Here is a 19,877-nt window from a genome sequence, read left to right on the forward strand (position 1 = left end):
ACATTGCGACAGATCATTTCAGGGGATACCTCATGGGGAACTGGCTCAAAGCTTTAGCGGTAGGACTTGCCGCACTCTGCGGTGCGCTGTCACCGGCCACAGCGCAGATGCCAACTGACGCAGGCTATCAGACCTTTATCATCGGCAAAGAGACGGCCAAACGTACCGGCAAACCGACCCCCGGCGTGCTGATGAGCGGTGGCGGCGAGTGGCCCTATGAGGCGTTCCGCTGGTTTGCCAAAAAATCCGGCAACGGTCATATCGTCGTTTTGCGCGCATCAGGTACAACCAGCACTGCCGATGAGATGTACTTAAAAATCGGCGGTTTTGCCTCGATCCGCACCTTTGTGTTCCATGACCGCAAGGCCGCCTATGATCCGGTTATTCTGGCGGCGCTCAAATCCGCCGATGGTATTTTTCTGGCGGGCGGCGATCAGGCCAACTACGTCCGGTTCTGGCGCGATACGCCGGTGCAAGCCGCGCTGAATGCCCACATCAAGGCCGGAAAGCCGATAGGTGGCACCAGTGCGGGCCTGGCCGTGCAGGGCGAATATCTCTACGGGGCCATGGACGGCGGCAGCGTCAACAGCGCCGAAGCGCTGGCTGATCCGCTGGGGCCTGCGGTCACCATCGAAGGTGATTTCCTGCATATTCCTCAGCTTAAGGGCGTGGTCACCGACAGCCATTTCAAGGAACGCAACCGTCAGGGCCGCCTGGTCGCGTTTCTGGCCAAGGCTCAGACCAGGGCAGATAAACCTCTGGTCGGTTTAGGCATAGATGAACAGACCGTTCTGACGGTCGAAGGCGACGGCACGGCACGCGTTTACAGCAATATCGGCGGCTATGCCTGGCTGTTTGAACCGGTCGATGCCAAAGCCGCCAAAGCCAGCACACCACTTAGCGTCGATAACATCAAAGCCACCGGCATAGGGGCCGACAGCACATTCAACGTCGTTACCCGTAAAGTGACGAAACCGGCTTTTGAAAAACGCTATACGGTCACCAATGGCGTGTTGCGTGAAAAACAGCTCTGGTCTCTGGCCATCCATGGCGGTGCTGGTGTCATCGAACGCGGCGACCTGACACCCGAAAAGGACGCCGCCTATCGCGCCAGCCTGAATGAGGCGCTGAAAACCGGCCAGGCCATTCTTGAGCGCGGCGGCACGGCCCTTAATGCGGTCGAAGCCACGGTGCGCGTACTGGAAGACAACCCCTTGTTCAACGCCGGTAAGGGCGCGGTCTTTACCGCCGAAGGTGCCAACGAACTGGATGCCGCCATCATGGACGGAGCCACCCAAAAGGCCGGGGCCGTCGCCGGTGTCACCCGCACCAAAAACCCGATTACTCTGGCCCGCCGTGTCATGGAAAAATCAGGCCGGGTCATGCTGGCGCGTGACGGTGCCGATAAATTCTCGGTCGAACAGGGGCTTGAGCAGGTCGATCCGAAATACTTCTTCACGCAGGAACGCTGGGATCAGCTTCAGGCCTGGAAACAGAAAAACATGGCCGCTGTTGATAACACGCACAAATTTGGAACCGTTGGGGCTGTGGCGCTGGATCAAAACGGCAATCTGGCGGCGGCGACCTCAACGGGCGGCCTGACCGGTAAGAAATGGGGCCGTATCGGGGATTCGCCGATCATAGGTGCGGGCACCTATGCCAAGAACGGCGCGTGCGCGGTATCGGCGACCGGATCAGGCGAATATTTCATCCGCGAAAGTGCCGCTCGTCAGGTTTGTGATCGTGTGATCTGGAACCGTCAGGACATCGCCTCGGCCGCCTTTGATACCATCATGTCGGTCGGTGCCATCGGCGGCGACGGCGGCCTGATCGCCATGGACGCAGCCGGTGAGCCTGCCTTCGGGATCAATGATCTGGGCATGTATCGCGGTTTGGTTTCCGCGACCCAATCTGCCGCCACAGCCATCTATGCCGATGAGGTGTTGAAGTAACCTGATCAGGCAGTGCCTAAACCTTCTCTGGCTCCGGCACCTCATCCTTATCAAGCTGGCCTTCCCATTTGGCGACGACCGCTGAGGCGACCGTATTGCCAACGACATTGGTGGCAGAGCGGCCCATATCGAGCAGGTGATCGACCGCCAGCACCAACCCGATCCACGCTTCCGGATAACCGAAATAGGTCAGGGTCGCCATGATGACCACCAGTGACGCGCGCGGCACACCGGCTATGCCTTTTGAGGTGATGAGCAGTAAAAACAGCATGGCGATGATCTGCTGCACCGACAACTGCACGCCGTGGGCTTGCATAATGAAAATCGTCGCAAAGGTGCAGTACATCATCGAACCGTCGAGGTTAAACGAATAGCCGAGCGGCAGGACGAACGACACAATCTTGCGCGGCACGCCGGATTTCGGCAGGGCTTCCAGCAGCTTAGGGTAGGCCGCCTCACTTGATGCCGTCGAAAACGACAACAGGGTCGCTTCGCGGATATTGCCGAACAGCCGGAACGCGACCTTGCCGGTGATCAGCAGCGCCAGCAGGAACAACAGCCCCCACAGCATCCCCAGCGACAGGTAAAACCCGCCGACAAACTTGGCATAGGTGACCAGCACCGGCAGGCCCTGCTTGGTGACGGTCGCCGCCAGAGACGCAAAGATGGCAAACGGGGCAAACTTCATGACCAGTTCGGTCACTTTCAGCATAATCTCGGCCATCTGCTCAACCAGATGCATGATCTGCGGGGCCTTGTTGTCGAGCATGCTGACCGCCGTGCCGACAAAGACGGCAAACACCACGATCTGCAAAATCTCGTTCTTGGCCATGGCATCGATGATCGACGATGGCACCAGATGAGAGATAAAGCCGGAAACGCTGAAGGTCGTGGCCGTAGGCGCTGTCAGCCCCTCACCCGCGGCGGCGGCCATCTGGGCCATTTCCGCGCCCGGCTGAAGCCATTCGACCATGAGAATGCCCATGATCAACGATACGACCGAGGCCCCTAAGAACCAGGCCATGGTCTTGGCACCGATGCGCCCGACGGCGGCTGCGTCTTCCATGTGGCCAATCCCGGCCACCAGCGTCGTCAGCACTAAGGGGGCGATGATCATCTTGATCAGGCGCAGGAAAATGTCGGTAATGGTCTTGAAGGTCTCAAGCGCGGTGGCGGTATCGGCCTCGCCCAGATACTGATTGCAGTAATAGCCAACCCCGACGCCCAGAACCATGGACGCCACCACAAACAGCGCAAACTTGTTTTTCACGAACGACTCCCGACACTTCAATCATTAACCGTGGCATATAACCGATTACAGGCGCAACGGTTTTATCGCTCCAGTTTAGTCGCCAGTATCACCGAGGTCGTGGTCCGCTCAACCCCCTCCAACGCTCCGATACGGTCCAGCAAATCATTCAATTCGACACTGTCCGCCGCCTCAACCATAACGATGACATCGTAGACGCCGCTGATGGCGTGGATGGCGCTGATTTCCGGGATTTCAGCCAGTTCGACCGCCACCTGCGCGTTGAATTTCGGCAGGCATTTGATCATGACATGAGCGCGCATGCGGGCCTTGGAAAAGGCGGCCCCTAACCTGACCGTATATCCGGCAATAATGCCGTCGGTTTCAAAGCGCTCCAGCCGCGTATAGACCTGAGTGCGCGGAATATCGAGCTCCTTGGCCAGATGCGAGATACCGTGGCGCGAATCTTCACGCAGCATGGCCAGAAGCTTTCGGTCCGTCTCATCCAGTTTCAGCGCGTCGGTCATGGGGCCCTCTCCATGCCAACTTAACCTCCTTCGGAAACCTGTTGCAAGGTCTTAGCTGGGGTAATGGCCTGCGGATCGATGAAGCAGTGAATGATGGCGGGTTTTCCGGACGCCTGCGCCCGCCCGAATGCCGGGGCGAACTCTGCCGTCGTGCGCACGGTCTCACCGTGGCCGCCAAAGGCGCGGGCATAGGCCGCGAAGTCCGGATTCTTCAGTTCTGTCCCGATCGGCCGGTGCGGATATTCCCGCTCCTGATGCATACGGATGGTACCCCACATACCATTGTCGATGACGATAATGATAACGGGGATATCGTATTGGACGGCCGTGGCGAATTCATTGCCGTTCATCAGGAAACAGCCATCACCGGCAAAGGTCACCACGGGCACATCCGGACACTGGCGCTTGGCCATAATGCCTGCGGGCACCGAATAGCCGACACTGCCTGATGTGGGGGCGACCTGGGTAAAAGGTTTGTCATGGCGCCAGTAGCGATGCACCCAGATGGCATAGTTCCCCGCCCCATTGGTGATGATCGTCTCCGGCGGCAGGCTATCCCGCAGCCAGACCATGACCTCACCATACTGAAACGCACCGGGGATCTGAGCGGGTGTCGTGGTCCAGCCCTGCCAATCGGCATGGGCAACCGCCGCCCTTTGCCCGCGCTGATGATCCGGTGAGGGGCCTAACGCGGTCAAGGCTTTCGCGAACTGATCCGGCGCGCTGACGATGCCCAGTGTCGGCTGATAAACCCGCCCAATCTCTGCCGCATCGGGGAAGATATGCACCAGCTTTTGACGCGGGGCAGGCGCATCGATCAGGGTATAGCCATTGGACGGCACCTCGGCCATGCGCGCCCCCACAAGGATCAGCAGATTGGCGTCCCTGACCCGTTGCGACAGCTTTGGGTTTTGGCCAAAGCCCAGATCACCGGCATAGCCAGGATGGTGAGACGGAAACAGCGACGTGCGGCGAAACTCGGTCGCTACCGGCACATCAAATGTGTTTGCAAACTCAGCGACCGCCGCACACCCCTCGGCCGTCCAGCGCGACCCGCCAAGGATGATCAGCGGATTTTCCGCACCATCCAACAGATCGGCAAAGGCCTGCATATCCGCGACCGATGGCGCCGCATCCACCGGCACCACAGGCGGGGCATCCGCGACCTCGGCCATTTCGGTCAGAATATCTTCGGGCAGGGACACCACCACCGGCCCCGGACGCCCCTGCATGGCCTCGCGAAAGGCCCGCGCCACAATTTCCGGGATACGCTTCGGATCGGAAATCTCGACCACCCATTTGGCGATGCCGTCAAAAGCCCGCACATAGTCCAGTTCCTGAAACGCCCCGCGCCCCAGGAAAGCCCGCTCGACCTGCCCCACAAACAGGATCATCGGCGTGCCATCATGCTGCGCAATATGGACGCCGTGGGCAGCATTGGTTGCCCCCGGCCCGCGCGTCACAAAGCACACGCCGGGCCGTCCGGTCAGCTTGCCATAGGCCTCGGCCATCATCGCCGCCCCGCCTTCGTTACGGCAAATCAGGACGTCGATATCGGCATCGTACATGGCATCAAGGGCGGCCAGATAGGATTCCCCCGGCACACAAGTGATGCGCTCCACGCCGTTGATCTTCAACTGATCAACTAAGATTTGTCCGCCGGTCCTAATCATGCCACTCTGCCTTACCTTCGCCCAGTTTTGGCGATGGCCCATCGGCCACCATGCGCGCGCCATTGATCACAATGGGGGAGGCCACGCCGGATACCGCCCCCAGTTCCAGACGCATACCGCGGTGGATGACCTGCGGGTCGTTAAACACATCACCGATGCGATTGATCGGCCCGGCAGGCACCCCCGCCGCTTCGAGTTTGGCCAGCAACTCCGCCCGCGTGTGCATCATCATGAGCGGCTGTAACGCGGCCTCAAGCTGCACCCGCGATGCGACCCGTCCGGCATTGGTCTGCCATGTCGGATTTTCAGCCACATAGTCGGCCTCCAGCACCTGACAGAACCGTCGAAACTGATGGTCGTTACCGACCGCGACGATGACGTGGCCGTCCTTGACCTGAAACACCTGATAGGGCGCAATATTGGGGTGAGCATTGCCCAGACGCGACGGCGATATACCCGACGTCAGATAATTCATCGCCTGATTGGCCAGCATGGCGACCGCGCAATCCATCAAAGCCATGTCGATATGGCTGCCCTCACCGGTCATATCGCGCTGACGCAGGGCTGCCAGAATGGCCGTTGAGGCATAGACGCCGGTGAACAGATCGACTACAGCGACGCCTACCTTTTGCGGCTCACGGTGCGGCTCCCCGGTAATATCCATCAGGCCCGACAGGCCCTGAATGATGTAGTCATAACCGGCGCGGTGCGCATAGGGGCCGTCCTGCCCAAAGCCGGTGATCGACACATAAACCAGACGCGGATTGATAGCTTTCAGGCTATCGTAATCCAGGCCGTATTTTTTCAGACCCCCGACCTTGAAGTTCTCAATCACCACATCGGCGTCGGACACCAGCCGCTTGATCGCGCCCTGCCCTTCGGGTGTGGCCATATCCAGACAGACTGAGGATTTACCGCGATTGGTGGCATGGAAATAGGCGGCACCCCAGACGCTGCCGTCAGTATCGTGCACAAACGGCGGGCCCCAGCCACGGGTGTCATCGCCCTCACCGGGGCGCTCGACCTTGATGACCTCGGCGCCCAGATCCGCCAGCACCTGACCGGCCCACGGCCCCGCCAGTATCCGCGCCAGTTCTAGAACCTTAATGCCGGATAGTGGTTTCATGTCTTATCTCCTCCCCTGCGATCGCGGGGGAGGTGGCAGCCGTAAGGCTGACGGAGGGGGCACGGCTGTAAGTTTCCCCCCTCCACCGCTTCGCGGTCCCCCTCCCCCGTAAACGGGGGCGGAGAAAGATCAACACATAATATCATTATCCGTTTCTCATTCTTCCCTTACAGGCAAAAAGTACACTGAGGGCTCTGCCCGAAGGACTTTTGCCTGAGTTGTTTGTTTTTTGTCGCGCATTTAATCCAAAAACCGCTTCACACTTTTTGGCATGCGCTAGTAAAACGCCTGCAGGCCCGTCTGCGCCCGACCCAGGATGAGGGCATGGACATCGTGGGTGCCCTCATAGGTATTGACGCTCTCCAGGTTCTGGGCGTGGCGCATGACATGAAATTCTTCGTGGATGCCGTTGCCGCCGTGCATGTCGCGGGCATGACGCGCGATCTCCAACGCCTTGCCGCAGTTGTTGCGCTTGATGAGTGAGATCATCTCCGGCTGCATCTGACCGGCGTCAAACAACTGCCCCACGCGCAGGGCCGCTTGCAGGCCCAGCGTAATTTCGGTCTGCATGTCGGCCAGCTTCTTCTGGAACAACTGCGTCTGCGCCAAAGGCCGGCCGAACTGTACCCGATCAAGGCCATACTGCCGCGCCCGATGCCAGCAGTCTTCCGCCGCCCCCATCACGCCCCAGGCAATGCCATAACGCGCCCGATTGAGGCACCCGAACGGCCCTTTCAGGCCCTCGACATTCGGCAGGATGGCGTCGTCACCGACATCGACATTGTCCATCACAATCTCGCCGGTGATCGAGGCCCGCAAGGACAACTTGCCGTGGATTTTCGGCGCTGAAAGCCCTTTGGTGCCCTTGTCGAGCACAAAGCCGCGAATGACCCCGTCCAGCTTAGCCCAGACCACAAACACATCGGCGATGGGAGAGTTTGAGATCCACATCTTGGTGCCATTGAGCACATAACCGCCGTCCGTTTTGCGCGCCGTGGTGCGCATTGATCCGGGGTCAGACCCTGCGTCCGGTTCGGTCAACCCAAAGCAGCCGATCCATTCTCCTGACGCCAGCTTCGGCAGATATTTTTGCTTTTGAGCGTCGGAACCATAGGCATGGATCGGATACATCACCAGCGACGACTGCACGCTCATCATGGAACGATAGCCGGAATCGACCCGCTCGACCTCACGCGCGATCAGACCGTAGGCGACATAGCTCGCCCCCGCCCCGCCGTATTCTTCCGGCAAGGTCGCGCCTAACAATCCGCGCTCACCCATCTCGGTGAAGATGGCCCGGTCGGTGTCCTCTTCGGCATAGGCCTTCAGCACCCGCGGCATCAATGACGATTGCGCATAGTCATGCGCCGCATCACGGATCATCCGATCTTCGTCGGATAACTGACCGTCGAGCAAAAACGGGTCGGACCAGTTAAACATCGAACTTGACCCCCTGAGCCAACGGCAGGGTCGTGCCGTAGTTGATGGTATTGGTGGCGCGGCGCATATAGGCGCGCCACGAGTCTGAACCCGATTCACGCCCGCCGCCGGTTTCTTTTTCGCCGCCAAAGGCTCCGCCGATTTCGGCACCGGACGGGCCGATATTGACATTGGCAATGCCGCAGTCAGACCCCGCCACCGACATGAACAATTCGGCTTCGCGGACATCGTTGGTAAAGATCGACGACGACAGCCCCGCCCCCACGGCGTTTTGCAGATCAATAGCGCCGCGGATATCCGAATAGCGCATGACATAAAGAATCGGCGCAAAGGTTTCCCGCAGCACCGGCCCCATATGGGCATCCATTTCGACCAGCGCCGGACGGACATAGTGGCTTTGATGACCATTGATATCGACCCGCTCACCGCCGGTTACCTTTCCGCCGACACCACGCGCTTCATCGAGCGCTTTCTCGAAGTTCTGGAACGCCTGCGCATCAATCAGCGGCCCAATCAGGGTGCCGTCTTCGAGCGGATGACCGACCTTAACCGAGCCATAGGCCTGCTTCAGGCGTGGCACGAAAGCGTCATAGATGCTGTCGTGGACAAACAGCCGCCGCAGGGTGGTGCAGCGCTGACCGGCGGTGCCCATAGCCGCAAAGGCCACGCCACGTAAGGAAAGATCGAGATCAGCGCTTGGGGCGATTATGGCGGCGTTATTACCGCCCAGTTCCAGCAGGGCACGGGCAAAGCGCGCGGCCAGTTTCGGCCCCACAGCGCGGCCCATAGCCGTCGATCCGGTGGCCGAGACCAACGCAACCTTATCGTGATCGACCAGAGCTTCGCCGACCGCTTTGCCGCCGATCAGAAGCGCCGACAAACCTTCGGGGATGGCGTATCCGGCAGCCTTATATTTCGCTATGGCCCGTTCAAACAGAGCATGGGTGGCTAAAGCTGTGAGGGGCGTTTTCTCAGACGGCTTCCACACGATCGCATCGCCGCACACCAGCGCCAGACAGGCATTCCAGGCCCACACGGCGACCGGGAAATTGAACGCCGAAATAATGCCAACGACACCGAGCGGATGCCAGGTTTCCATCATGCGGTGTTCGGCGCGCTCCGTGGCGATGGTCAGGCCGTACAGTTGCCGAGAAAGCCCGACCGCAAAGTCGCAGATGTCGATCATCTCCTGCACTTCGCCGAGGCCTTCGGAGGTGATCTTGCCCGCTTCGACCGAGACCAGCTTTCCGAGGGCGTCCTTGTGCGCGCGCAATTCTTCGCCGAATAACCGCACCAGTTCACCGCGCTTAGGGGCCGGGATCAGACGCCATTGCAAATACGCCTGATGGGCGGCGTCGATACGCGCGTTGGCCTCCGTCACAGAGGTTTCGACCACCTCGGCAATAAGTTCGCCGGTATTGGGCGAGTGGACCTTTAAGGTCCCGCCGGTGTGGCCAGAGGTAACTCCTAAGCTTTCCAGCAAAATCCGTGTACCCGCGCTCATGATTACCCTTCCTAAAGCCTGTGTTCAACCGCATGCAGCATCGCCGCACCGGCTTCATAATAAATCTCTTTCGTGGCCCGTAAGCCCGCCGCTTTTGCCACTGTGACCGGCAAGGGCAGGTCGTCTGCGTGCAAGTCTCCGGCAACGTGCTCGGCCAGCACGCGCCCCATGACCGTGCCCGGCGCAATACCGCGACCATTATAGCCCGACACGCCAATCACCCGATCGGCAAAGCGATGAAAGCGTGGCAAATTATCATCGGTCATGCCGATCCACCCAAACCACTCATGCTCAAATTCGATGCCTTTGAGTTGCGGATAAACCCGCGTCATAGCCCGTTTGGCCCACTCGCGATGCACACCGTGCACCCCATGCCTGAGCGCCCCGACCGAACCCCATACCAGCCGCCCCTGCGCATCCATCCGAAACGATGACAGCACCTCAGCCGTATCCCACGCGCCCTGCCCTTGCGGCAAAAGGCTGGGCCGGATATCCTCCGGCAAAGGGATCGTCGCCATGTTAAAATAGGGCAGATGTACCTGCTCTGTCCGGATAATATCCCACGGACCTTGCGCATAGGCATCGGTCGCCATGATCACCCAGTTCGCCGTCACCGATCCGCCATCGGTTACCACCCGCCACTGATCGCCGACCGCCTCAACGGCGCTGACCGGACTGTCGGTAAAAATTTTAGTCCCCGCCGCAATCGCCGCCCGCCCCAGTCCGCGCACATAGGCCAGCGGCTGGATAGTCCCCGCCCGCAGATCAAGCAATGCTGCCGGGTAGGCGTTTGATCCCATCTTTTGCGCGGTTTCCGTCGCATCCAGCAACTGCACAGCCGCCCCCCGCGCCTGCCATTGTTGCGCCCGCCGCTGCAATTCTTTGATACCGGATTGACCGACCGCACAATGCAGGGTGCCTGCCGTTTGCAGTTCGCAGTCAATATTGTGCTTAGCCACCCGCGCGAACACTTCATTGGGCCCATCACCCAGCACGCTCAGCAGGCGCTCACCGTGCACCGCCCCCAGAACCTTGGGCAGTTCATCAGGCATGACCCACATGCCGGCATTGACCAGCCCGACATTGCGCCCCGCCCCGCCAAAACCAATGTGTTTGGCTTCGATCACCGCCACCGACAAGCCGCGCTCCGCCAGATTAAGCGCCGCCGACAATCCGGTATAACCCGCCCCCACAATGGCGACATCGGCCCGCACATCGCCCGCCAGCACCGCCGTTTGCGGGGCGTCAGGTGCCGAAGCCTGCCAAAGTCCGTGGGTGAGTGACATGTCGGTTTCCGCCGCGCCCTGAGCCTGGGTTTACACGCAAGATCATTCGCTTGCGTAATGTTACGACCTGTTTTACGCTGACGAAACGCTAATAACAATGACTGTTTTGGCAAAAGATCATTCTGAAATGGCATAACATGCTGTCACCCCGCCGCTTCCTGCCGTCGCTGTCGCTCCTGTCGGCTTTTGAGGCCACCGCCCGTCTGGGTTCGATCACCGCCGCCGCGCGTGAGCTGAACCTGACCCAGAGCGCCGTCAGCCGCCAGATCGCCGCGTTAGAGGCGCAACTGGAGGTCAATCTGTTCCACCGTGAGCGTCAGACCGTGCGCCTGACCTCCGGCGGGGAAACCTATGCGCGTGAGATTCGTGAAGCGCTGAAAACCATCCGCACGGCCTCGCTTAATCTGCGCGCCAATCCGATGGGCGGCACGCTCAACCTCGCCATCCTGCCGACTTTTGGGACGCGCTGGCTGGCGCCGCGTCTGCCGACCTTTCTGGCGCAGCATCCGGGCATTACGCTCAACCTTAAGACCCGCATCAACACCTTCGATTTCCGGCTGGAGACCATGGACGCGGCCATTCATTTCGGCCACGCCAACTGGCCGGGCACGGAAATGGCGTTGCTGAGGACCGAAGAGGTCGTCCCGGCCTGCAGCCCGCAGCTTAAGGCCCGCTATGATTTCCGCGAGCCGAGCGATTTGCGTCAGGCCCCGCTGCTGCACCTGACCTCACGGCCTGATGCGTGGGAGCGCTGGCTGGCGGCCTATGGGGCGGGGGCGGAAAGCGTGCAGGGCATGCTGCTCGATCAGTTCGCCACAGCCGCGCAGGTGGCCCGCTCCGGCCTTGGGGTGGCGCTTCTGCCGACCTTCCTGATTGAGGAAGAGTTATCGAGCGGCCAACTGGTGCGCGCGCTGGATCTGCCGCTTAAGAGCGAAGAGGCCTATTATCTGGTCTGGCCGTTTGAGCGCGCCCAGCACCCGCCGCTTACGGCCTTCAAGCAGTGGCTGCTCAATGAAACCGCGTCGTTCAGATAGGGGAAAACCATGCGCATAGTCACCGCCGAAGAGGTTCGCCAAAAGCTCAGCTATGACCGTCTGGTTGCCAAACTGCCGCCGCGTTTACGCGCCGACGCCCAAGTGCCCGCCCGCAGCCAGATCACCATCCCGCGCGACGATGAAGACGACGCCACCCTGCTGCTGATGCCCGCCTGGAGCCCATCAGTCGGGGGCCTCAAAATCGTCCATGTCACACCGGGAAATGCGACCCGACATAAGCCGTCGGTCAATGCCTCCTACCTGCTGTTCGACGGCACAACCCATGAGCATCTGGCCCTGATTGATGGCGGCGAACTGACGGCGCGGCGCACCGCGGCGGTGGCGGCGATTGCGGCGGGGAAGTTGGCCGCACCGGACGCGACCCGCCTGCTTCTGATCGGTTCAGGCCGGATCGCCTCAGAACTGCCGCTTGCCTACAGAGCGGTACGACCCATTACCCACGTCAGTGTCCATAGCCCGACCCGCGCCAATGCCGAGGCCCTTGTGCAAAAACTGCGCGATAACGGCTTTAACGCTGCGGTGTGCGAAGACCTCGCCCATGAGGCAGGCCGTGCCGATATCATCGCCTGCGCAACCTTGAGCCACACGCCGATCGTGCAGGGTGACTGGCTCACCGGCGCACACCATCTGGCCCTGATCGGCGGATTTACGCCCGCCATGCGCGAAGCTGACGACGGCGCCATCCGCAAAGGCTATGTGTTTGTCGATACCCTGACCGCCCTGACCGAAGCGGGCGATGTCGCCATGCTGACAAAAAATGACATCAAAGGCGTGCTAAGCGATCTGTGCGACCCCGCGTTCACCCCGCCGTCCGGCCTTACGGTCTTTAAGAGCGTCGGCGAAGCGTCTCAGGATCTGGCCTGCGCCAGTTTATTATAACATCCGCATTGCGCCCCCCGCGCAGGCCACTATATGTGTGCACAACGGTACAGAAAGGGCGGACATGGACACGATCATTGCCATAAAAGGCCTGGAGAAAACCTATGCCAGCGGCCACAAGGCGCTTAAGGGTATAGATCTCGATATCCGTCGCGGCGAAATCTTTGCGCTGCTGGGGCCGAATGGCGCGGGTAAAACAACCCTGATCGGGGCAGTATGCGGGCTGGTGCGCCCGACCGGCGGCACCATCATCGCCGATGGTCATGATATCTCTAAAGACTTCCGCGCCGCCCGTGCCAAGATCGGGTTGGTGCCGCAGGAACTGGCGACCGACATGTTTGTCACGGTCTGGAACACGGTCGCCTTCAGCCGCGGCCTGTTTGGCCTTGGCCCCAATAAGGCCTATTTAGAGAAAATCCTGAAAGATCTCAGCCTGTGGGACAAGAAGGACGCCAAGATCGCCACCCTGTCCGGCGGTATGAAGCGGCGTGTGCTGATCGCCAAGGCGTTATCGCATGAACCCAAAATCCTGTTTCTGGATGAACCGACCGCCGGCGTCGATGTCGAGCTTAGGCGCGACATGTGGCAGATGGTGCGCCGCCTGCGTGAACAGGGTGTCACTATCATCCTGACCACCCACTATATCGAAGAGGCCGAAGACATGGCCGACCGCATCGGTGTGATCAACAAAGGCGAGATCATACTGGTCGAGGACAAAACCGCCCTGATGCGCAAGCTGGGCCGCACCGAAGTGGTCATCGGCCTGAAAGAGCCCACCTCAGCCGCCCCCACCATCAGCGGCCACACGCCGCTCATATCCGAAGATGGCCTGACCCTGACCTATGTGATTGACGGGGACGAAAACGACGAAGCCCCGGCCGATCTGATTAAACGGCTGGCCCAGTCGGGCATGGATTTCACCTCCATCAATATGAACCGCTCCTCGCTGGAGGACATCTTCGTCACGCTAGTGCAGTGATGCGGACATTTGATCCACGGGTGCCCCACACTCGATATCAAATGTCCGCATCGTAAACTGCGCTAGAATTAATTAGTTAATAGTGCACTTTTGCCTCATTCATTTGCTCTCAAGGCAGCCGCAAGCTTTAGCAAATGAATGAGGCAGTGCACTAATGGAGGACAAGGCATGAACCTGCACGCCATAAAAGCTATCTATGCGTTTGAGATGGGCCGGTTTTTGCGCACCATTTTCCAGAGCATCGCCTCGCCCGTCCTGTCGACCTCGCTCTATTTCATCGTCTTTGGTTCGGCGATCGGCAGCCAGATGACGGAGATCGGCGGCGTATCTTACGGCGCCTTCATCGTGCCGGGCCTGATCATGCTGACCGTCCTGACCGAAAGCGTATCGAACTCATCGTTTGGCATCTATCTGCCGCGCTTTACCGGCACGATCTATGAGGTGCTGTCGGCACCCGTCGAAGTCGGCGAAGTGATATTGGGCTATGTGGGTGCGGCCGCCACCAAGTCGGTCATTATCGGCACCATAATCCTTGGTACCGCGCGCCTGTTTGTGCCGTTTGAAATTGTTCATCCGCTGGCCACGGCGGGTTATCTGGTGCTGATTGCCGTCACATTTTCGCTGTTCGGGTTTATCTTGGGCATACTTGCCGACGGGTTTGAAAAGCTGCAGATCGTGCCCATGCTGATCATCACGCCGCTGACGTTTCTGGGGGGCACGTTTTATTCGATTTCCATGCTGCCTCCGGCCTGGCAGACCGTGACCCTGTTCAATCCGATCGTCTATCTTGTCAACGGCTTTCGCTGGACGTTCTACGGCAAGGCCGATGTCAATATCGCCGTAAGCCTAGGCATGACCGTGCTGTTTATGGTGGTTTGCGTTGGCATAATTTCATGGGTATTCAGGACAGGTTACCGCTTACGCACCTGATCCGCTTACGGACTTTTTATAACACCGGGGCCTTAACCCGATATAGCATTTATCCACAGGCCGTTAAGATTCATGAACGGTGAGAATCGCCCATAAGCCTGTTGACCGTAAACGGTTAGACTCAGGCCATATAAAAGTTTGGTGTGCAGTGGGTTGTCCGCGGCAGGTGCCGCGCTCCAACCTCAAGGCGATTTTCAATGTTCATGTCCCCTCATAATCTGACGGCCTTGCTGTCAAACGCCCTGCCCTTTCCGGCCGCCCATAAGTTCAACCGCAGCCTGACGGGCGCACAGTTTGCCGCCCGCGCGTCCATGCTCAACGGCTGCGCCATTAAGCTGCATCGTCTGGCGATTGAGCGCTCATCCCGCGCTGAGGTGCGCGACTATGCCCGCCAGATGGCCGAGGCCCATATCTGGACGGCTGAGGCGTTGCTGACGTCAGTGCAAAGTACGCACCTTCATGTTGAGCTTTATCAGCAGCCGGACGACCGCCACCACAGGCGGCTGGAGGCGCTCAATCTGGTCGCGTTACCGGATTTCGACTATGACTATATTGACGCCCAGAACCGGCTCTATATGGAGCTGATCGTGCTCAGCGAGCAATATATCGAAACCGGAGCCGATAAGGCGCTGGCGTTTTTTGCGACCAACACACTGTCCTATCTCAGCCACCACCTTCAGCAATTTGCACCGCTGGCTGGCGCTGATTGTCAGTAAAGATAGCTTAAGCCACCTTCATGACGGGTGCCTGACCGTTGATGACCAGCGTACCATCCTGGCCGTTGCGCTCGATCAGCTCAATGGCACGCTTCAAAGCCTCAAAGCAGACCGGATCGATGGCGGTGCCCACGCTTTCGCCAATGATATCCAGCGCCTTGCCCACCGGCATAGCTGCGCGGTAAGGCCGGTCGGCGGTTAGGGCATCAAAGAAATCCGCCGTCGATATGATGCGGGTTTCAAAGCTGATCTGCTCGGCCGCCAAACCATGCGGATAGCCTTTGCCGTCAAGGCGCTCATGGTGGGCGCCGGCGATCTGCGCCAATTCTGCAAAGGCTGAAATACGCGACAGGATATGCTCGGTATAAAGGGCGTGATTTTGCATCTGCACCCACTCATCGCCGTCCAGCTTACCCGGCTTGTCGAGGATGGTGTTGGAGACCCCAAGCTTTCCGACATCATGCAGCAGGGCGGCCCGCTTAAGCCAGCGCCGGACATGGTCGTCCAGCCCTAAGACCTCGCCCATCATGTCGGTATAGAGCGCCACCCGCGCCGAATGACCGGCGGTATAGGGGCTTTTGGAATCGACTACCTGCCCGAAGGCAATGGCAATATCATCCAGAAAGTCTTCGTCCAGTTCAACCTCATGATTGGCGGGTTCCAAGCCGTAAACCTGCGCGTTCAAATCCGGATCGGACAGGCCTTCCCAGAAACCGGGCCGGGCCGAGGCCTCAAGGAAAGCGTCGGCCATTTCCGGCTCAAACCATGTTCCCGCGCGCTTTTGGACCTCATTGATCGCCGCTAACCGACCGTGACTGGCGTTGAAAACATCGACGACCTGCGTCAGGAGCGCAATGCGGGCATAGGGGGAAATCTCACGACCTTTAAGTTTTTGCGGCTGGCCCTTGCCGTCCCAGTGTTCATCCAGATCACGGATGCCGACGGCGACGGCTTCGGAGAATCTAAGTTGACGGGCAATGTCGGCCCCGCGCGTGCAGCGCGTCTCAATCAGCTCGCGCGACAGTTCCCCACCATTCTGAAAGATATTGATCGTGGCGCGAAACCGGGCGGCCAGATCGGCCTTCAGCCCGGTATGCGACATCACAAAACCCAGAATATTGGACAGGTCGGAATCGATGGTCTTGAAGTCGCGCTTAAAGCTTAAATCATCGGTCAGATAGAGCTGGCAGATGCGCGCGGCATTCGACGAACAGCCCAGATCTTTGAGCAGCAGGACGTAATAAAGCTCCCACCGTTGCAGATCGTTTAGTTCCAGCTCATCAGCCATGTGCATGCCGATATAGGCGCAACGCACGCAGTGACCTTCGGGCTGGCCTTCGGTCATGTCAAGGGCATGTGATAGCGCCCCCAGCAGTTCCGACAGCCTGAGACTTTTTGCCGAAATATCCGGCAATTTCGGTGCCTTATGCACGATGTGACCTTTCCCGCCGTAAAGGTTTTTAAGTTCGCAGATCAGATATTCTACCCCATCAGGCTTAAGATTGATTTACGCGCCATAGACTGATGCGTAGGGGCGCGATTCAGGCTATGGACGATCACCATTCATGCCCATCCGGACAGTACCATGCCCCGTCATCGCTCAGCCGCTCTGAAAGTCTTTTTTCTTATCGGCCGGATCGCGCTGGTGGCGGCATTGGCGGTTTATCTGCTGATCCTGGGGCATATCTACGTCAATCAGCAAAACATGCTGTATGAAAAGGTCACCACCGTCACGGCCCCCAAGGTCGACGGCGTGCCGGACATAGAAGACATCCGCCTGAAAACCCCTGACGGTGAAACCCTGCGGGCCTGGTATCTGCCGCCGGAAGACGGCAAGCCCCTGATCCTGTTTTTCGGCGGTCAGGGCTCAGGCATACATGATCAGTCCGATCGCTATATCCGCATGCATCGCGAAGGGGTTGGCTTTCTGGCATTGTCCTATCGCGGCTATGCCGGATCGACCGGCACCCCAAGTGAGACGGGCCTGTTTACCGATGCAGCCACCGCCTATGACTGGTTGGCCGCGCAAGGCTATGGGCCGGAACGGATCGTGCTTCACGGCCATTCGCTCGGCTCAGGCGTGGCTACCTGGCTGGCGACCCAGCGCCCGGCCCGCGCCCTGATACTGGAGGCACCGTTCACCGCCGCCTCGGATGTGGGCCAGGAGCGCTATCCCCTGCTGCCGGTATCGTTCCTGATGAAGGACAAATATTTGTCACGCGACCGGATCAAGGATGTGCACATACCGGTGCTGATCGCGCACGGCGACCGCGATACGGTGATACCGTTCCATCACGGGGTCAGACTCTATGACCTTGCCAATCAGCCCAAAACCTTTGCCCGCTATGAGGGCTCAGACCATTCGACGCTGGTGCGTGATGGTCTTTATGAGCGCAGCATCTGGCCGTTTCTGGGACTTAAATAACTCTATTCAATGAGCTTTTCGGCGCGGGTAACACCGACCGCATCCACCGCACTTTTCAGGGTGGCCATCTCGACATTGTCGCCCTCGGCCTCAATCAGAATCCGCTCCGCCACCAGAACCGAATATTTGCCGTGCTTGGTGTCGGCATCATAGGATTCCGAGACTAACCGGCCGTTCTCAGTAGTGATTTTCTCGTAAGACTCACCGACCTTGCGGCTGGAATTGACGTTCATGGCCGTGCCGAGCGCCGCCATGGCGCCCATGGCCCCAATATCGGTGACCTTGACGTTGAGATTGCCGTCTTCGATCAGATACTGAGCCTCGGCGCTTGAGCCGGAATATTGCCCGGCCGAATTGGCGCTGGTGGTCACTTCACCGCGCGCAGCACCCGCCACCATCGCCGGCATCAGGCCTTCGAGGACGTTGGGGTCCACGACCTTGACCGCCTCGGCGTTCTGCATCTTTTCGGCAGCGTCTTCCATCTTGCGCGCTGCGGCCTCCAGACCCGTCACATCGACGGTTTTGCCGTTAATCGTCACTTCGGAAGGGGCATTGGCGGCGATATTGGCACCCGCCCCACCGACCAGCCCCATGACCGGCGCAATGAGTGCAAACAGCACCAGATTGATGACGATCCCAACCACAACCACCGCCAGCGTAAAGGTCGTTGATTTCTCAACCGGCGACTTCATCAAACGCGGCAAACCCCGGTAGAGCAGATAAATGCCGTAAAGCCCCAGCAACCCCAGCACCCCCAGATGCGGGATCAGGCTGAAAATCCCAACCAGCCACCCCGGCGTATTGCTGTAGGCCGCAACCTTATAGGCCTGTGCCGGGTTCTTTTCGCCCTGAAAAGTCGGGGTCAGGGCATTGATAACCAGTGACAATACCCACACCGACACCAGCGACACTCCGTAGACCAGCACTGCCGTCAGGGCCGACTGCCACAGGGGCGGCTTAACGCTGAACAGGAAGGCATTCACCCCGAAAACCTGACTGCCGATCAGACCAGCCAGCGCCGGGATCGCGGCCAGGATCAGTACATAGCGGCTGAATACCTCTTTGGCGGTCGTCGCCTCCAGGGCGATTTTATCCCATTCCACCGATGGCTGGAGCAGGATATTACGGACGCGCGCCACAAGCGACGTGGCGGCTGTATCGTTGTCTTCGACCGTGTTCATGCTATCCCCATTGCCCTAAATTTATCCGGTTAAACATGACCAATAAGCGAGAAGGGGTCAATGCGGATACGGTAAATTTCGCGTAACCGGTGAAACGGCCCGCGTTCATTCGGCTTGGAGCGGCGGCCAAAGCGTAATATAATTAGCTGAATTCATAACTTTTACAGGGTGCGGGCCTATGTACAATCTCTACATCGCCAATAAGAACTATTCGTCATGGTCGCTGCGCCCGTGGGTTCTGTTAAGCGAACTGGGTATCGAATTTGTCGAGCATATGAATTTCTTCAAAGGCGGTTACGGCAAAAATACCGAATTTCTGAAGTTTTCACCGACCGGCCTAGTGCCCTGCCTGACCGAACACAGTGTGACGGTTTGGGATTCACTGGCCATTGCCGAATATGTCTATGAGCAGCACCCGTCCGTCTGGCCGAAAGACCATGCCGCACGGGCGTGGGCGCGGGCGGCGGCAGCGGAAATGCATTCGGGGTTTTCAGCCCTGCGCAACACCTGTTCGATGAACTGCGGCGTGCGTATCAAACTGCGCGAGGTTAGCCCTGCGCTTCAAAAGGATCTCGACCGGCTGGAGGCCCTATGGCTGGACGGATTGAAGCGTTTTGGCGGGCCTTATCTCGCCGGTGATAAATTTACGGCGGTTGATGCGTTTTTCTGCCCGGTCGCGTTTCGGGTGCGCAGCTATGGTCTCAAACTGTCGCCCAAATCAGCCGCCTATGTCGAGCACCTGCTGGATCTGGAGTCGATGCAGAACTGGTACGCGGCAGCTCTGGCGGAAAAGGCGCGCGATCCGGACCATGAGGCCGAGCTTGAGGCCGCCGGTGACCTCATTGCCGACTACCGCGCCTAGTGTCCTGAATCTAAAATTCGCCTCATGGCTATATCAACCTTTAGCGAATTTCAGATTCAACAGGACACTAGAAATCACTGAATTCTAGTATCG

Annotated in this window: 17 protein-coding genes; 8 read left to right on the plus strand and 9 right to left on the minus strand. The window is 59.1% G+C overall.

Annotated elements, in window-relative coordinates:
* Nucleotides 1-32 precede the first annotated feature (32 nt).
* Nucleotides 33-1,952, plus strand: coding sequence for an isoaspartyl peptidase/L-asparaginase (locus tag IE102_RS18010; protein ID WP_308429890.1), 1,920 nt, complete (start codon nucleotides 33-35; stop codon nucleotides 1,950-1,952).
* A 16-nt stretch (nucleotides 1,953-1,968) separates the two neighbouring features.
* Here the strand turns inward: IE102_RS18010 and IE102_RS00320 are convergent, their stop codons facing one another.
* The 7 genes from IE102_RS00320 to IE102_RS00350 form a co-directional block, all read right to left on the minus strand.
* A complete protein-coding gene (locus IE102_RS00320) occupies nucleotides 1,969-3,222 on the minus strand; it encodes a dicarboxylate/amino acid:cation symporter (protein ID WP_189484395.1) in 1,254 nt (417 codons plus the stop codon).
* 62 nt (nucleotides 3,223-3,284) lie between these two features.
* Entirely contained in the window at nucleotides 3,285-3,728 is a 444-nt protein-coding gene (locus IE102_RS00325) for an Lrp/AsnC family transcriptional regulator (protein WP_189484396.1), read from the minus strand.
* Nucleotides 3,729-3,748: 20 nt separating this feature from the next.
* Nucleotides 3,749-5,401, minus strand: a complete 1,653-nt coding sequence (locus IE102_RS00330; protein ID WP_189484397.1) for a thiamine pyrophosphate-binding protein — start codon at nucleotides 5,399-5,401, stop codon at nucleotides 3,749-3,751.
* Nucleotides 5,394-6,527 (minus strand): CaiB/BaiF CoA transferase family protein, encoded by a 1,134-nt coding sequence (locus IE102_RS00335; protein ID WP_189484398.1) that lies wholly within the window; start codon nucleotides 6,525-6,527, stop codon nucleotides 5,394-5,396. Before IE102_RS00335 ends, IE102_RS00330 begins: the two co-directional genes overlap by 8 nt.
* Before the next feature lie 276 nt (nucleotides 6,528-6,803).
* On the minus strand, nucleotides 6,804-7,967 hold the full coding sequence (locus IE102_RS00340; protein ID WP_189484399.1) for an acyl-CoA dehydrogenase: 1,164 nt from the start codon (nucleotides 7,965-7,967) through the stop codon (nucleotides 6,804-6,806).
* Nucleotides 7,960-9,471: an L-piperidine-6-carboxylate dehydrogenase gene (gene amaB / locus IE102_RS00345; protein ID WP_189484400.1), complete on the minus strand. Its 1,512-nt coding sequence runs from the start codon at nucleotides 9,469-9,471 to the stop codon at nucleotides 7,960-7,962. The genes IE102_RS00340 and amaB overlap by 8 nt, the downstream gene beginning before the upstream one ends.
* 11 nt (nucleotides 9,472-9,482) lie before the next feature.
* A complete protein-coding gene (locus IE102_RS00350; protein WP_189484401.1) occupies nucleotides 9,483-10,757 on the minus strand; it encodes an NAD(P)/FAD-dependent oxidoreductase in 1,275 nt (424 codons plus the stop codon).
* Nucleotides 10,758-10,894: 137 nt separating this feature from the next.
* Here IE102_RS00350 and IE102_RS00355 point away from each other — a divergent pair, with 137 nt between their 5' ends.
* The 5 genes from IE102_RS00355 to IE102_RS00375 all read left to right on the plus strand — a co-directional run bounded on the left by IE102_RS00355 (nucleotide 10,895) and on the right by IE102_RS00375 (nucleotide 15,316).
* Complete coding sequence (locus IE102_RS00355; protein WP_189484402.1) at nucleotides 10,895-11,791, plus strand: LysR family transcriptional regulator; 897 nt, start codon at nucleotides 10,895-10,897, stop codon at nucleotides 11,789-11,791.
* A gap of 9 nt (nucleotides 11,792-11,800) precedes the next feature.
* Complete coding sequence (locus IE102_RS00360; protein ID WP_189484403.1) at nucleotides 11,801-12,691, plus strand: quinate 5-dehydrogenase; 891 nt, start codon at nucleotides 11,801-11,803, stop codon at nucleotides 12,689-12,691.
* Nucleotides 12,692-12,755: 64 nt separating this feature from the next.
* Nucleotides 12,756-13,670 (plus strand): ABC transporter ATP-binding protein, encoded by a 915-nt coding sequence (locus tag IE102_RS00365; protein WP_189484404.1) that lies wholly within the window; start codon nucleotides 12,756-12,758, stop codon nucleotides 13,668-13,670.
* Between the two features lie 168 nt (nucleotides 13,671-13,838).
* The gene (locus tag IE102_RS00370) at nucleotides 13,839-14,600 is read left to right on the plus strand and encodes an ABC transporter permease (protein ID WP_189484405.1); all 762 of its coding nucleotides are present in this window, start codon (nucleotides 13,839-13,841) and stop codon (nucleotides 14,598-14,600) included.
* A gap of 197 nt (nucleotides 14,601-14,797) precedes the next feature.
* Nucleotides 14,798-15,316 carry a DUF4142 domain-containing protein gene (locus IE102_RS00375; RefSeq protein WP_189484406.1) on the plus strand — a complete coding sequence of 173 codons (519 nt, stop codon included), beginning with the start codon at nucleotides 14,798-14,800 and terminating at the stop codon, nucleotides 15,314-15,316.
* A gap of 7 nt (nucleotides 15,317-15,323) precedes the next feature.
* Here IE102_RS00375 and IE102_RS00380 read toward each other — a convergent pair whose 3' ends face one another.
* Nucleotides 15,324-16,748 (minus strand): HD-GYP domain-containing protein, encoded by a 1,425-nt coding sequence (locus IE102_RS00380; protein ID WP_229807499.1) that lies wholly within the window; start codon nucleotides 16,746-16,748, stop codon nucleotides 15,324-15,326.
* Between the two features lie 153 nt (nucleotides 16,749-16,901).
* On the opposite strand from IE102_RS00380, the gene IE102_RS00385 reads away from it, so the two are divergent.
* Nucleotides 16,902-17,741 carry an alpha/beta hydrolase gene (locus tag IE102_RS00385; RefSeq protein WP_189484407.1) on the plus strand — a complete coding sequence of 280 codons (840 nt, stop codon included), beginning with the start codon at nucleotides 16,902-16,904 and terminating at the stop codon, nucleotides 17,739-17,741.
* Nucleotides 17,742-17,743: 2 nt separating this feature from the next.
* Here the strand turns inward: IE102_RS00385 and IE102_RS00390 are convergent, their stop codons facing one another.
* Nucleotides 17,744-18,922, minus strand: a complete 1,179-nt coding sequence (locus IE102_RS00390) for a Yip1 family protein (RefSeq protein WP_189484408.1) — start codon at nucleotides 18,920-18,922, stop codon at nucleotides 17,744-17,746.
* A gap of 178 nt (nucleotides 18,923-19,100) precedes the next feature.
* Here IE102_RS00390 and IE102_RS00395 point away from each other — a divergent pair, with 178 nt between their 5' ends.
* Nucleotides 19,101-19,784, plus strand: coding sequence for a glutathione S-transferase family protein (locus IE102_RS00395; protein ID WP_189484409.1), 684 nt, complete (start codon nucleotides 19,101-19,103; stop codon nucleotides 19,782-19,784).
* Nucleotides 19,785-19,877: the final 93 nt, after the last annotated feature.

It is taken from the genome of Asticcacaulis endophyticus (genome assembly GCF_014652575.1).
GTDB classification, from domain to species: Bacteria; Pseudomonadota; Alphaproteobacteria; order Caulobacterales; family Caulobacteraceae; genus Asticcacaulis; species Asticcacaulis endophyticus.

Bases quoted from the DNA above. Each gene is read 5' to 3' on its own strand.
- IE102_RS18010 (WP_308429890.1), top strand. From the start codon at position 33: ATGGGGAACTGGCTCAAAGCTTTAGCGGTAGGACTTGCCGCACTCTGC.
- IE102_RS00325 (WP_189484396.1), bottom strand. From the start codon at position 3,728: ATGACCGACGCGCTGAAACTGGATGAGACGGACCGAAAGCTTCTGGCC.
- IE102_RS00330 (WP_189484397.1), bottom strand. From the start codon at position 5,401: ATGATTAGGACCGGCGGACAAATCTTAGTTGATCAGTTGAAGATCAAC.
- IE102_RS00335 (WP_189484398.1), bottom strand. From the start codon at position 6,527: ATGAAACCACTATCCGGCATTAAGGTTCTAGAACTGGCGCGGATACTG.
- IE102_RS00340 (WP_189484399.1), bottom strand. From the start codon at position 7,967: ATGTTTAACTGGTCCGACCCGTTTTTGCTCGACGGTCAGTTATCCGAC.
- amaB (WP_189484400.1), bottom strand. From the start codon at position 9,471: ATGAGCGCGGGTACACGGATTTTGCTGGAAAGCTTAGGAGTTACCTCT.
- IE102_RS00350 (WP_189484401.1), bottom strand. From the start codon at position 10,757: ATGTCACTCACCCACGGACTTTGGCAGGCTTCGGCACCTGACGCCCCG.
- IE102_RS00355 (WP_189484402.1), top strand. From the start codon at position 10,895: ATGCTGTCACCCCGCCGCTTCCTGCCGTCGCTGTCGCTCCTGTCGGCT.
- IE102_RS00360 (WP_189484403.1), top strand. From the start codon at position 11,801: ATGCGCATAGTCACCGCCGAAGAGGTTCGCCAAAAGCTCAGCTATGAC.
- IE102_RS00365 (WP_189484404.1), top strand. From the start codon at position 12,756: ATGGACACGATCATTGCCATAAAAGGCCTGGAGAAAACCTATGCCAGC.
- IE102_RS00370 (WP_189484405.1), top strand. From the start codon at position 13,839: ATGAACCTGCACGCCATAAAAGCTATCTATGCGTTTGAGATGGGCCGG.
- IE102_RS00375 (WP_189484406.1), top strand. From the start codon at position 14,798: ATGTTCATGTCCCCTCATAATCTGACGGCCTTGCTGTCAAACGCCCTG.
- IE102_RS00385 (WP_189484407.1), top strand. From the start codon at position 16,902: ATGCCCCGTCATCGCTCAGCCGCTCTGAAAGTCTTTTTTCTTATCGGC.
- IE102_RS00390 (WP_189484408.1), bottom strand. From the start codon at position 18,922: ATGAACACGGTCGAAGACAACGATACAGCCGCCACGTCGCTTGTGGCG.
- IE102_RS00395 (WP_189484409.1), top strand. From the start codon at position 19,101: ATGTACAATCTCTACATCGCCAATAAGAACTATTCGTCATGGTCGCTG.